The following is a 12,532-nucleotide window of genomic DNA, read 5'->3' on the forward strand; positions in this document are numbered from 1 at the left end:
GAGGTTGTTTTTTCGGCATTCTAATCAGGAAAAGCTAAACCAGTTCTCGGATCTCTGATATATAATCCTAGTGTCAAACTCCGCATGACTTCATCCCAAATCGGTATTAATTGCTCTGCTTGATCTGCCCAATAATCAAAGGTAATTAAACATTGAATATTTGAACCCAAACCCACACAAGTCCGAGAAAAAGCTTCTCTGGGTTCAGTTTGAGTGTCAATAAATTTAATTTGACACCACATAATCCGGGCTGTTTGTCGCTTAACAGTAATTACTTCTCCTCTTTCAATCACATCACGGCTATCATCTTCCATGATTTTCTTCAAAGTGTGTTTAAGGGGAAACAGTGTCCAGTCATTCGGGGGTAAATGATTGTAAGATACCTCTAAACAACAATCATCATCAGGTGGTTTTTTGTCCATGAACTTGAAAGATTTTTCTTGTGGTTCAAATACCCAATTTTGGGGAACATTGAAGCGAACCGCACCTCTCCCAGCTACAAAAATCTTATAATCATCAGGACCTTCCCAATGATGATCTGGGCTTAATTCTAGGGTTTCTTTAATCCATTGAAGATTGCTTTTTTTCCGCTTGGCCATAATTTTAATAAGGGATTAAATTTTAGGTGACATTAATCTGATTTATTTGGGAAATGTGATTTTATGTTTCTGTTTCCAATCCTACACCATCATAAAGCATTTCTATGGGAAATTCAAATGCAATACTTGAGAAGGTGATTATGTCTCCTATTGTATATTGATAATAAAGCCATAATCTTCCTTCTCCTCGACAATAACGTTCAACGGAGATTTTTTCAGAATCAATCAAGATATATTCTTGTAAACTGGGTATTGTTAAATAATATCTAAATTTTTCCCCTCTATCTCTACCGCTTGTACCAGGAGAAAGAACTTCAATAATTAATTTAGGATTTTGGATAAATTTACGGGCATTGATGTCTTCAGGGTGACAACTGACAATAAGATCAGGATAGAAGTATGGGCTTTTAGGGGTAACTTGCACTTTCACATCTGACACATTGACTCGACAACCACTAGGACGAAGATGAGAATATAGAGGTCTGTAAAGATTTAGAGCAATATCATTATGGGGGATTGTACCACCAGTCATGGCAAAAACTTCACCGTTGATGTATTCATAGCGAATATCCTGGTCAAGTTCCCATGGGAGATATTCCTCAATGGTCATTTTTGCTGGTTGTTGGGGAATGGCTATCATATCATGATTTTTTCAAGTTTGTTTTGATTATAGCAACTGACAAAAAATAGTTCTTAATCAGACACAATAATTGCAGCTAATCGTTCCTCGACTTCACAGATATAATCTGTCAAACCTGTATGAACTCCTCTTTCTCGTAGATGTTTTAATTTTGTCTTTTCCCAACATAGCTTTTCCCGTTCCATATCGTTTCCTGTAAGTTGTTCAACTACTACTTTTACATTTCTGATTCGTTCAGGTTCTTTCTCTGAAGTAGCACGTAATCTGTGAGACTCTATGGAAGGATCAAAACTCAATTTATTTTTAATTTCTTCTATAATTTGTTTCTCTTGTTGATTAGATGGAATAAAGCCATTTAAAACCCATGCTTCACGTTTTGGATCAGCAGCACCAATGACAATTTCTAATTTCGGCGTTTTATTAATATGTTCTGAACGTGCTTGTTCAATTCCTTCTTTACGTTCCGGTTGATTATCTAAATCACGGATAAAAATAACAGCTTTAATCTGTCGTATTCTTTGCAGAAAACGTACCAAATTAAGAACTTTAATAGATGCTGCTCCATCAGCTTTTAAAGGCACACTCTTACTATGATGACCTATAAATCTAGAAGGTTTATATTTTATTTGTGATTTTGCATTATCAATGATTTTGGTAATGTCTCTCCAGCAAGAAAATTCTGTCCCTTCCTCTAAACCAGTCCACTGAAAACAATGTTGCAGAATATCATCATCTAACCAATCGAATTTTTCTTTTAAAACTCGCTCGGCTAATTTAGTAGCTGTTCTGGAATCTGCACCACTTTCAACTATGACAATAAACTCAATCACTGACTTCTCCTTCTAGCACCCAATCTTCACCTTCAGCATCCCAAAATTCACCTGTTGTTAAGGTTTCTTTTGCCCATTCTACATCAGGATGTTCATCCAAACGTTTGGACATTGTGAACCCTGATTTACTGTTATTTAAGATGTGAACTTGAGAAGGAGCAAGTGCATCAATAATATAAGGGGAATGAGTAGAAAAAATAATTTGCAGGTTAGGATTTTCGGCGATGATTTCTTTGAAAACAGTCATTAACTCACGTTGTGCTTGAGGATGAAGTCCCTGTTCGACATCATCTAATAAAACTAAATTAGGTTGATTAGGATTCATTAGTACAGTTAATAATCCTAACGTTAACATTGTTCCTTCGCTAATTGCATGGGCTGGAATACGTTCACCTGTATTCATATCTAAAACTACTTCTTGTCCTGTCATTTCCTGAGTTTCTTCATAGGAAATAGGTTTACCGTCAACTTCGATTAAGCGTTCGCGAGTAACTGTAACTTTTGCTCTTTTGATGCCAACTTTACGGACATTTGGGACAATTCGACTCAGTTTTTCTTCTATTAATTGAAATTTATCTGGAGCTTCATCACGCAGAAAATCTAAAGTAGGTGCTAATCCTGAACCATCGAACTCAATTCTCGGTGTAACTTCATCACTGTAAGCTGCTTCAGAAAGATTACTTGCATCTAATTTTAGATAAACAGTAGGTTTTAAAGATTTACAAATTGCATCTGGGTATTTTGTTAATCTTTTTGTCCTTGTTGTATCTTCTGGGGATTTCGTTAATATTTTTGTCTTTCCTTTATCCCAACTACCTTCATTTTCATTAATTTTCCATTTTGTGTCTGGAGTCCAAGGATTCATTTCTTTCTGTTTCAAATGATATGAATAAGAAACTTCCCAAATCTCTTGATTTGTCTCTTTCCAAAAACCACTCACACTAACAGACATATCTGTTTCCCCAATTGTTGTAATGAATTGAGGTGATTGGTCATACTGAAATATTTCCCTAAATGATACATGAGATATAGACTGAGCAGCAAGCCTACTGAGATTATGCAATGCTTGTAACACGCTTGTTTTACCAGCACTGTTTTTTCCTACAATTCCATGTAATCGGGAATTATCAAAATTAAGTTCTGTAGATTTATGGCCTTTGAAATTATGAAGTATGACTTTTTTTAGCATATCCTTGAATATAAGAGTCAGCTTCTTTTATTTAAGCATTTTTGGCTGAGATTTAGGAAAAATTTATGTAAACGCTCCTAATTGCTTTGTAGTTTGGGATTGTACCTTGTAAGAAAAGATAATAATTACACTTCTGTGCAATAATTATACTACATTACCTAACAATTAAACATCTGGAGATTTTCATGAATATTGATAAAATAGAATTTGTGCCTTCAATCAATAATTTAAAAGCAGGAAAATCTTCTATTGAAGATAGACTCAGAGAATCATTGGAGAAATGTGTAAATATTAAAGGAGTAGTTGCTTATTGGACAATTGGTAAGGATTGTATGCCAATTTTGGCAGAAAAACTTGAACATGAGGATTCATTTTATTGTGTTGGTTTGAATACAACTACTGACATTGATAAACTCAATGAGTTTGCGCGGCAAAAAGTAACTAATCAAGAATATAAAGCCAATTTATTTTTATTTACTAAAAAATTAAGAGAAAGAAGCACTGCTGTTCAATCTACATTTGATATAAAAAGGGAGAAATATACACATTTACTGAATTCTAAAGTCATTTGTTTTGAAAATACAGATAATACTGTTGAGATATGGATAGGAAGTCACAATATGACGAACAGAGCAATAAAAGGAGGAAATATTGAATCAACCTCTGTAATACATACATCTAAAGGAAGTGATTTTCACAAAGAGATATTAGAATTTCTTAATTTTATTAAAGAACAATGTATTGACTTTGATCCTGATGAGATAGCTTACTATAAGCAAGTACAATCTAATCAACTATCGGAAAAGTATGAGCGAGTATGGATTCTTGAAATGCTAGGAGAAAATGTTGATTCACTAAAAGAAGGAGATGAAATCATTATTTTAGGATGTCAAATAGAAAATGTCTATGATAATTTACTAGAACATTATGGTCGTGCTAGTGCTAATCAAGATGTCTTTCTTTATGCTTATAATATTGGCAACAAGAAACATTACTTATACAAAATAGAAATTTTAGGAATTGAAAAAGCAGAAAAACTAGATATAGCAAAAGATTTAGAGAGAAGATATGCTTTGCAAGTCGGTAGATTAGTTCCCTTTCTTACAAAAGATAAGAAGAAAATAGAAACAAATCTTAGTAATTGTTTTAAATGGTATTCAAGAATTAAAATTATAGAAATAGTACAAAAATATGAAATACCAAGAGACACAACTATTATTAAATCTTTTTATTGGGAAAAAAGACCTATAGAGGAACTACCACACCTAGCTAAAATGTCACCAGATAATAAAGAAATTATTTTTGGAACATCAAAAAAGCCAATAAAAAAGCCAATTACTCATTCTGAGAAGGTAGTTCAAGATTCTCAACTTACAGAAAAGCTAAATATTTTAGAAATAATATATAGTTTCAGTGAAATAGTTGATTTTTACAAAAATCTTGGTGATAATCCATGTCAGTCATCATCTGAAGAAATAAGAATGATATGGAATTTAACACAAAAAAGCCCTATTCACTTACCCAAGAAATATAACAATAGTGAAAATTGATCATTGATTGAAATAAATAATCAATAATGCAGGTGTTCTGGAATTTCAATCATTTCACCTTCCCAACTACCTATAACTTCTGCCAAAAACCTACGAGAATATCCTAATTCTTCCGGCGTTTTGGTTGCAGATTGTAATGATTTTTCTGCAATACGTTGAAATACAATTACTATTTCTAGTTCTTCATTGGCAAATTCATCAGGAAGTTCAATTTTGAGAATTTTATCATTACCAATGTGTGTTTTAATCTTCATACTTTCCATAGACTGATCTCCTGGTTGATTATGTTGTCAGCAGTTTGGATAAAATTTTTGATGGTTGTTCACGAATTAATTATAGAAATTAGTTTAGAAGGTAAAGGAATTTGTTTTTTACCACTACAATAAACAGTTTCTATCCATAACTCTCTAGCTTCATTAATATTTTCTATCGCTTCCTCTAAAGTTTCTCCCTGACTTATACAACCTGGTAAATCAGGAATAATTACTGTATATCCTCCATCATCTTCTGGATAAATAGACATCGGATATTTTAAAGAAAGATAATCGTCTAAAGATTGAAGCTCAAGTCGAGAATTAGTTTTCATCTTTCCAGTTTTCCAAATCTAGTAATCTAATGGTTTCTTCAATATACGTTCGTTTGACTTTTTTACCACCTTTTTTGGGAATAATAATTACTTCTCCTTGCTCATTCTCAAAAGCGTGATGACTTCCTCTTACTCTAGTTTCCTGATATCCAAAAGCTTCAAGAACATAACTAATCTCTTCAAATCTGGCTTCAGGAGGGCGAGAGAGAAGATATTTAATTAGTTTACTTAATTTACCCATTTACTGATCATAGCATTTTTTAGATAAGTGGTGAAAATTATTCACCTGCTAGTTATACCACATCACCAAACAATCTAATTCTGACTTAACAAAAATCAACTTATTTTATAAACAACCTCCATTCTCAACTTCTCCACCTCAATCTTCAATCGTTCATTCTCCATTTTTAACCCCGTATTTTCATCCTTAATCAACTCCACCTCATTCCGCTTACTCAAAGCCTGATTTATTGCCAACTTCCGCATATCCAAAGAAAACCAACGTTGATAAGTTTTCGTATGAATCTGCACACTATGACCCAAATTATCTGCCGCAGCCTTAATAGGAACTCCCAAAATATGCGCTCGAATTGCCCAACCATGACGTAAATCATAGGGTTTAAAATCTAAACCAATTTTTCTAAACCACCAACTTACCCTTTGGATTAAAGCCGTGATTTCTGCATGATTATTTTGGTCTTTTTTACTAATTGCAATTGCCAACATTTCTAAATATTTCGGATTTATTAAATCAAATTCATCAATCCATTCCTTATATAGAGGTAAAGCTTCCCTTTCACCAGTTTTACAATCTTTATCAACCTTCCAAGTTAAATCTATATTTTCAGCACTTAACCACCAATCAATATGAGGATTAACAAAAAGCTCACGGGGACGTAAACCAAAAACCGCCAACATTCCATAAGTCCAACGCCATAATTTCCAACTATCTTTAACATCTTGATTAACTTGCTTACCTCGATTATGCAAATATTCATCAAACTTATAAAATCCAGTAACTATATCCTTATCAGTAGGAACATTGCGAGAATTACTTTCAGGAACTTTAGAATAATTAGTTAAATTAATCTCAATGTTAAAAAGTTGACAAAATACAGAAATAGCCCTCACAGCATTATATTTAGCCCATTCCTTATCTATTTGATCAATCGCATTAATCAAAACTTCCCCAATTGCCAAATCATCAGCATTTGTATAACGCTTAATTCGAGAAAAATAATAAAAGAAAGTATGTTCACTTTTAGTTGTGCGTTTATGGGTCTTAAAATATTCCTCCTCAAACCTTGCTAATAACTCACCAATAGTTATTAACTCCTTTTTAATTCCTTCATTTCCTAAATATTTATTATTCCAAACAAAACTTTTTCTAGCAATTAACTTACCTAACTCATAAGCCTCTTCCTCAGCCGTTTTCAAACCTGGTAAATTTGCAGGAATATTCAAACTGAGATTATATTGCTTTTTCCCCGTTCCCCTGATATCCTCATCTCCCGGTTTAATAGGTAAAGTTGCCCGTAATTGCAGACATCCATTGGATTCCCGAATTGTTACCCTAGCCTTTGCAGACTTCAACCGCAGATTTACCTGCCCCAATTCCCATAATAGCTCTTCTTTCATTCTTTGCGCCTTTGCTCCTCCGCGCCTTTGCGCGAAACTTAACTCTGAATCTTTCAGACTATATTTAGACTGAAAATAAATGAGTTAACTGCAAACATAGTTTATCCCTGACATTGCTCACTGCAAACATAGCGAAGTTAAAAGCTATTAAACCAGCAATATAAATACTCCGGACCTTATCACGGTTACGACGGATTCGCAATCTTCGCTCGTGACATGGATTTAGCTCTGAACAGCCCAACCTGGGGATTAATCGGCGCTCCCTGGAACAAGAAAGCTCAAGCTAAGGCTAAAGCTAAGGCTGCCGTCTAGGGAACAAAAGATAGTCTGGGGTTTTACCCCAGGAGAGTTGGGAATTCAAGATTCAAAATTAAAAATTTCATTGTTTTGGATTTTGCATTCTGAATTTTGAGGCCCGTTCCCCACTCTCCACCGAACGCAAACATAATACACAGCAAGCTTGGAGATATAGAAATGCCTCAAGATCCCAATAAGATTCAGGACCACGTTGAGTTATTCCACCAGCCAGAATACCAACAACTGTTTGAAAACAAGAAACAGTTTGAAAACGGTCACACCGACGCAGAAGTACAACGTGTTTCCGAATGGACAAAAAGCTGGGAATACCGGGAAAAGAACTTTGAACGGACAGCTTTAACCGTTAACCCAGCTAAGGGTTGTCAACCTTTAGGTGCTATGTTTGCGGCTGTAGGTTTTGAAGGTACTCTTCCCTTCGTTCAAGGTTCTCAAGGTTGTGTGGCTTACTTCCGTACCCACTTAACCCGTCACTACAAAGAACCATTTGCTGGTGTTTCTTCTTCCATGACAGAAGACGCGGCTGTGTTCGGTGGTTTGCAAAACATGATTGATGGTTTGGCTAACTCCTACAGCTTGTACAAGCCAAAAATGATCGCTGTCTGCACCACCTGTATGGCAGAAGTTATCGGTGATGACTTACAGTCATTTATCGGTAATGCTAAAGAAGCTGGTTCTGTTCCTCAAGATTTCCCCGTACCTTTTGCTCACACACCTAGCTTCGTTGGTTCTCACATCACTGGTTACGACAACATGATGAAGGGAATTCTTTCTACCTTAACCGTAGGTAAAAAGACAGCCAAGAGCAACGGTAAAATCAACTTTATCCCTGGTTTTGATACCTACGTAGAAAACAACCGCGAAATTAAGCGGATTGCTTCTTTAATGGGTATTGACTACACCTTGTTATCTGACAACAGTGATTATGTTGATTCACCTTGTGATGGTGAATACAATATGTATCCAGGTGGTACTAAGTTGGAAGATGCAGCAGATTCCATCAACGCTAAGGCTACTATTGCTCTTCAAGCTTACTCTACCACCAAGACCCGCGAATACATTGCTAAGGAATGGAATCAAGACGTTAGTGTTGCTCGTCCTTGGGGTATCAAGGGAACTGACGAGTTCTTGATGAAACTCAGCGAAATGACTGGTAAGGCTATTCCTGAAGAGTTAGAAATCGAACGTGGTCGTGCGGTTGACGCAATGACCGACTCCCATGCTTGGTTACATGGTAAGCGTTTCGCTATCTACGGTGATCCTGACTTAGTTTACAGCGTAGTTGGTTTCATGTTAGAAATGGGTGCTGAACCAGTACACATCTTGGTTCACAACACCAATGAAGTATTCGAGAAAGAATTGCAAGCATTGTTAGATTCTAGCACCTTCGGTAAGTCCGCTAAAATCTGGGGTGGTAAAGACTTGTGGCACTTACGCTCCTTGTTATTCACCGAACCCGTAGACCTATTGATTGGTAACTCCTACGGTAAGTACCTGTGGCGCGATTGTGGTGTACCTTTGGTAAGAATCGGTTATCCTATCATGGACCGTCACCACTACCACCGTTATGCAACTGTTGGTTACAAAGGTATAATCAACCTGTTGAACTGGATTGTTAACACAGTCTTTGAAGAAATTGACCGCAGCACCAATGTTGCTGGTAAGACCGACATTTCCTACGACTTAATTCGTTAAGAATGTCTGTAGGGTGGGGTTTCCCCATCCTCGTCAATAAACAAAGGGGATTGGGACTTAGGCAATTTACCTAACATCCTATCCCCTATCTCCAGTTCTTAATAATTAAACGCAGATAAACGCAGATAAACGCAGATGAATTAATTTTTTCTCTTTTCTCTTGCAAAACCAAATGTTATGAAAATCCCACCCCTAGAAAATACAGATAAATACATATCTTTTTTGAAAGTTTATCTGTGTAAATATTAAGTTAATCAGATTTTGCAGAAAATCTATAAATCAATCCAAACTAAGTATAAAAACTTGGTTATTTTCGGGGAATTAGAATTATTATATTTAATATATCCTGTGGTAATCCTAAATTATTTGTGAGATATTTCTCACTTATTCTCTATTACAGCAAGTTTCTATGATCTTTTCTGTAGAGACACAAACCCAGAAATAGATAATGCTGTAAATAGTTCCACAAATAATTTTTATTAATTTGCAATATTTTTCTCGAAGTCATCATCTTGATGATTAACTTTAAGCAAGATTTGTCATGGTTGTAAACTCCATCTAGCCCCAGAATAAAAATGAAAGTCACCCAAAGCAAAATTAACGAACTTCTGAGTGAATCAGGATGCGAACATAATCAACAGAAACAGGGAGAAAAGAAAAGCAAATCTTGTACCCAACAAGCTCAACCAGGTGCGGCTCAAGGTGGTTGTGCCTTTGATGGGGCGATGATTGCTTTAGTTCCTATTACCGATGCTGCTCACTTGGTACATGGTCCGATCGCTTGCGCTGGCAATTCCTGGGGAAGTCGTGGTAGTCTGTCTTCTGGACCAATGCTTTATAAGACAGGTTTTACTACCGATGTGGGTGAAAATGATGTAATTTTCGGTGGTGAGAAAAAGCTTTATCAGGCGATTTTAGAAGTTAATGAAAATTACAAACCTGCGGCGATTTTTGTTTATGCTACCTGCGTTACAGCCTTAATTGGTGATGATATTGATGCAGTTTGTAAGGTAGCAGCCGAAAAAATTGGTACTCCGGTAATTCCTGTGATTGCTCCCGGATTTATTGGCAGTAAAAATTTAGGTAATCGCTTTGGTGGTGAATCTTTACTAGAATATGTAGTGGGAACTGCCGAACCTGAATATACCACACCCTATGATATTAATTTAATAGGTGAATATAATATTGCTGGGGAAATGTGGGGGGTTTTACCTTTATTTGAAAAGTTAGGAATTCGGGTTTTATCGAAAATTACTGGTGATGCTCGTTATGAAGAAGTGCGTTATGCTCACCGGGCTAAATTAAATGTGATGATCTGCTCACGAGCGCTCTTAAATATGGCGCGAAAAATGGAGGAACGTTACGGAATTCCCTACATTGAAGAGTCATTTTATGGAATTAAAGATATTAACCGTTGTCTGCGAACTGTAGCTGCTAAATTAGGTGATGCTGATTTGCAGAAACGCACAGAAAAACTCATTGCTGAAGAAACTGCGGCTTTGGATGTTGCTCTTGCTCCCTATCGAGCCAAGTTGAAAGGAAAGCGAGTTGTTCTCTATACTGGTGGTGTGAAAAGTTGGTCAATTATTTCTGCTGCGAAGGATTTGGGAATTGAAGTTGTGGCCACAAGTACCCGTAAAAGTACAGAAGAAGATAAAGCGAAAATCAAAAATTTGTTGGGTAATGATGGCATTATGTTGGAGAAGGGGAACGCTACAGAACTCCTGAAATTAATTGAAGAAACTAACGCAGATATGCTTATTGCTGGCGGTAGAAATCAATATACTGCTCTCAAAGCGAGAGTTCCCTTTTTAGATATTAACCAAGAACGTCATCATCCTTATGCCGGTTATGTGGGCATGGTGGAAATGGCACGGGAGTTGACTGAGGCTTTATATAGCCCCGTTTGGGAGCAAATTCGGAAGCCTGCTCCTTGGGAATAATTGAAAATTACAGCACACATCTTGTTTTTGTTTCGCGCAAAGGTGCAAAGGAGCAAAGACGCAAAGGAAGAAATACTTTGAGATTATTGAGATTATAGTTATTATGGCGATCGCAATTGTTCCAGAAAAGTCTCTGACTGTAAACCCCCTCAAACAAAGTCAGGCTTTAGGCGCTTCTTTGGCTTTTTTGGGGTTGAAGGGAACTATGCCTTTATTTCATGGTTCTCAGGGTTGTACGGCGTTTGCAAAGGTGGTTTTGGTTCGACATTTTCGGGAAGCTATTCCTCTTGCTACTACTGCAATGACGGAAGTTACTACTATTTTGGGTGGTGAGGAAAATGTGGAGCAAGCTATTCTCACTTTGGTGGAAAAGGTACAACCGGAAATTATTGGTTTGTGTACCACTGGTTTAACAGAAACTAGAGGTGATGATATTGAAATGTTCTTGAAAGATATTCGAGAACGTCACCCTGAACTTAATCATTTAGCCATTATTTTTGCTCCTACTCCTGATTTTAAAGGTGCATTACAAGACGGTTTTGCAGTTGCGGTAGAAAGTATAGTTAAAGAAATTCCCAAAGCAGGGGGAATTAAACCCGAACAAATCACCATTTTAGCTGGTGCTGCGCTCACTCCTGGAGATGTCCAAGAAGTTCGAGAAATGGTAACAGCTTTCGGTCTAGAACCAATATTTGTACCTGATTTGGGAGCTTCTTTAGATGGACATTTGGAAGATGGTTATACTGCTATAACTGCTAGTGGCACAACTCTCAAACAATTACGTTCTCTTGGTAGTTCGGCTTTTACCTTAGCATTAGGTGAAAGTATGTTAGGGGCGGCGAAAATTTTAGAGGAACGGTTTGGAACTAACTATCAAGTATTCAGAGATTTAACAGGATTAGAACCTGTAGATAAATTTCTGCAAAAGTTATCTTTATTAAGTGGAAATCCCGTTCCTGAAAAATATCGTCGTCAACGTCGTCAATTGCAAGACGCAATGTTAGATACTCACTTTTATTTTAGTGGAAAACGAGTATCTTTAGCTTTAGAACCGGATTTGTTGTGGACAATGGTGGGATTTTTGCAATCAATGGGGGCAGAAATTCACAATGCTGTCACCACAACTCGTTCTCCATTACTTGAACTACTTCCTATCAATAATGTCACCATTGGTGATTTAGAGGATTTTGAAAACTTGGCGCAAGGTTCTGATTTATTGATTGGTAATTCCCACGTGAATACCATCTCTAAACGCCTTTCTATTCCGCTCTATCGTTTAGGTATTCCCATTTATGACCGATTAGGAAATGGTCTATTTACCAAAGTAGGCTATCGCGGTACTATCGAGCTTCTTTTTGGTATGGGAAACCTATTCATAGAACAAGAAGAATCATCAATGATGAACCAATGGTCATCAGTAATCAACAAATAACACCTGATACCATTTTTTCTATCTCTGTGTCCTCTGTGCCTCTGTGGTTCGTTCATCTTAATTCAGAATAATTAGTATGACAACCGACCACCAACAACTGACAACTGACAACCAA

12 protein-coding genes and 1 pseudogene are annotated in these 12,532 nt (G+C 36.5%); 5 read left to right on the forward strand and 8 right to left on the reverse strand.

Annotated elements, in window-relative coordinates; genetic code table 11:
• Nucleotides 1–20: 20 nt before the first annotated feature.
• From PN450_RS20425 to PN450_RS20440, 4 genes are all read right to left on the reverse strand, one after another.
• A complete protein-coding gene (locus PN450_RS20425) occupies nt 21–599 on the reverse strand; it encodes a hypothetical protein (protein ID WP_148762513.1) in 579 nt (192 codons plus the stop codon).
• 61 nt (nt 600–660) lie between these two features.
• Complete coding sequence (locus tag PN450_RS20430; RefSeq protein ID WP_015081321.1) at nt 661–1,239, reverse strand: Uma2 family endonuclease; 579 nt, start codon at nt 1,237–1,239, stop codon at nt 661–663.
• A 53-nt stretch (nt 1,240–1,292) separates the two neighbouring features.
• Complete coding sequence (locus tag PN450_RS20435; protein WP_271837383.1) at nt 1,293–2,069, reverse strand: hypothetical protein; 777 nt, start codon at nt 2,067–2,069, stop codon at nt 1,293–1,295.
• The gene (locus PN450_RS20440; RefSeq protein ID WP_271837384.1) at nt 2,062–3,258 is read right to left on the reverse strand and encodes an AAA family ATPase; all 1,197 of its coding nucleotides are present in this window, start codon (nt 3,256–3,258) and stop codon (nt 2,062–2,064) included. Before PN450_RS20440 ends, PN450_RS20435 begins: the two co-directional genes overlap by 8 nt.
• A 185-nt stretch (nt 3,259–3,443) precedes the next feature.
• Between PN450_RS20440 and PN450_RS20445 the strand changes: the two genes are divergently transcribed.
• Nucleotides 3,444–4,808: a hypothetical protein gene (locus tag PN450_RS20445; protein ID WP_271837385.1), complete on the forward strand. Its 1,365-nt coding sequence runs from the start codon at nt 3,444–3,446 to the stop codon at nt 4,806–4,808.
• A 20-nt stretch (nt 4,809–4,828) separates the two neighbouring features.
• Here PN450_RS20445 and PN450_RS20450 read toward each other — a convergent pair whose 3' ends face one another.
• The 4 genes from PN450_RS20450 to PN450_RS20465 all read right to left on the reverse strand — a co-directional run bounded on the left by PN450_RS20450 (nt 4,829) and on the right by PN450_RS20465 (nt 7,032).
• A complete protein-coding gene (locus PN450_RS20450; RefSeq protein WP_271837386.1) occupies nt 4,829–5,071 on the reverse strand; it encodes a hypothetical protein in 243 nt (80 codons plus the stop codon).
• A 59-nt stretch (nt 5,072–5,130) separates the two neighbouring features.
• A complete protein-coding gene (locus PN450_RS20455; protein WP_148762499.1) occupies nt 5,131–5,394 on the reverse strand; it encodes a type II toxin-antitoxin system HicB family antitoxin in 264 nt (87 codons plus the stop codon).
• Complete coding sequence (locus tag PN450_RS20460; protein ID WP_148762497.1) at nt 5,384–5,635, reverse strand: type II toxin-antitoxin system HicA family toxin; 252 nt, start codon at nt 5,633–5,635, stop codon at nt 5,384–5,386. The genes PN450_RS20455 and PN450_RS20460 overlap by 11 nt, the downstream gene beginning before the upstream one ends.
• Before the next feature lie 95 nt (nt 5,636–5,730).
• Nucleotides 5,731–7,032 carry a site-specific integrase gene (locus tag PN450_RS20465; RefSeq protein ID WP_148762495.1) on the reverse strand — a complete coding sequence of 434 codons (1,302 nt, stop codon included), beginning with the start codon at nt 7,030–7,032 and terminating at the stop codon, nt 5,731–5,733.
• Between the two features lie 159 nt (nt 7,033–7,191).
• Here PN450_RS20465 and PN450_RS24155 point away from each other — a divergent pair.
• The 4 genes and pseudogenes from PN450_RS24155 to nifN all read left to right on the forward strand — a co-directional run.
• Nucleotides 7,192–7,344: pseudogene (locus PN450_RS24155) on the forward strand (nitrogenase molybdenum-iron protein alpha chain); the annotation flags it as partial.
• Between the two features lie 162 nt (nt 7,345–7,506).
• Nucleotides 7,507–9,042, forward strand: a complete 1,536-nt coding sequence (nifK, locus tag PN450_RS20470) for a nitrogenase molybdenum-iron protein subunit beta (protein ID WP_271837387.1) — start codon at nt 7,507–7,509, stop codon at nt 9,040–9,042.
• 575 nt (nt 9,043–9,617) lie between these two features.
• On the forward strand, nt 9,618–10,985 hold the full coding sequence (nifE, locus tag PN450_RS20475; RefSeq protein WP_271837388.1) for a nitrogenase iron-molybdenum cofactor biosynthesis protein NifE: 1,368 nt from the start codon (nt 9,618–9,620) through the stop codon (nt 10,983–10,985).
• A 103-nt stretch (nt 10,986–11,088) separates the two neighbouring features.
• A complete protein-coding gene (nifN, locus tag PN450_RS20480) occupies nt 11,089–12,417 on the forward strand; it encodes a nitrogenase iron-molybdenum cofactor biosynthesis protein NifN (RefSeq protein ID WP_148762489.1) in 1,329 nt (442 codons plus the stop codon).
• Nucleotides 12,418–12,532 lie beyond the last annotated feature (115 nt).

It is taken from the genome of Dolichospermum lemmermannii CS-548 (assembly GCF_028330815.1).
Classification (GTDB): Bacteria; Cyanobacteriota; Cyanobacteriia; order Cyanobacteriales; family Nostocaceae; genus Dolichospermum; species Dolichospermum lemmermannii.

Coding starts and splice junctions, on each gene's coding strand:
- PN450_RS20465 (WP_148762495.1), bottom strand. CDS start 7,032: ATGAAAGAAGAGCTATTATGGGAATTGGGGCAGGTAAATCTGCGGTTG.
- PN450_RS20445 (WP_271837385.1), top strand. CDS start 3,444: ATGAATATTGATAAAATAGAATTTGTGCCTTCAATCAATAATTTAAAA.
- PN450_RS20440 (WP_271837384.1), bottom strand. CDS start 3,258: ATGCTAAAAAAAGTCATACTTCATAATTTCAAAGGCCATAAATCTACA.
- PN450_RS20460 (WP_148762497.1), bottom strand. CDS start 5,635: ATGGGTAAATTAAGTAAACTAATTAAATATCTTCTCTCTCGCCCTCCT.
- nifN (WP_148762489.1), top strand. CDS start 11,089: ATGGCGATCGCAATTGTTCCAGAAAAGTCTCTGACTGTAAACCCCCTC.
- PN450_RS20455 (WP_148762499.1), bottom strand. CDS start 5,394: ATGAAAACTAATTCTCGACTTGAGCTTCAATCTTTAGACGATTATCTT.
- PN450_RS20430 (WP_015081321.1), bottom strand. CDS start 1,239: ATGATAGCCATTCCCCAACAACCAGCAAAAATGACCATTGAGGAATAT.
- nifK (WP_271837387.1), top strand. CDS start 7,507: ATGCCTCAAGATCCCAATAAGATTCAGGACCACGTTGAGTTATTCCAC.
- PN450_RS20425 (WP_148762513.1), bottom strand. CDS start 599: ATGGCCAAGCGGAAAAAAAGCAATCTTCAATGGATTAAAGAAACCCTA.
- nifE (WP_271837388.1), top strand. CDS start 9,618: ATGAAAGTCACCCAAAGCAAAATTAACGAACTTCTGAGTGAATCAGGA.
- PN450_RS20450 (WP_271837386.1), bottom strand. CDS start 5,071: ATGGAAAGTATGAAGATTAAAACACACATTGGTAATGATAAAATTCTC.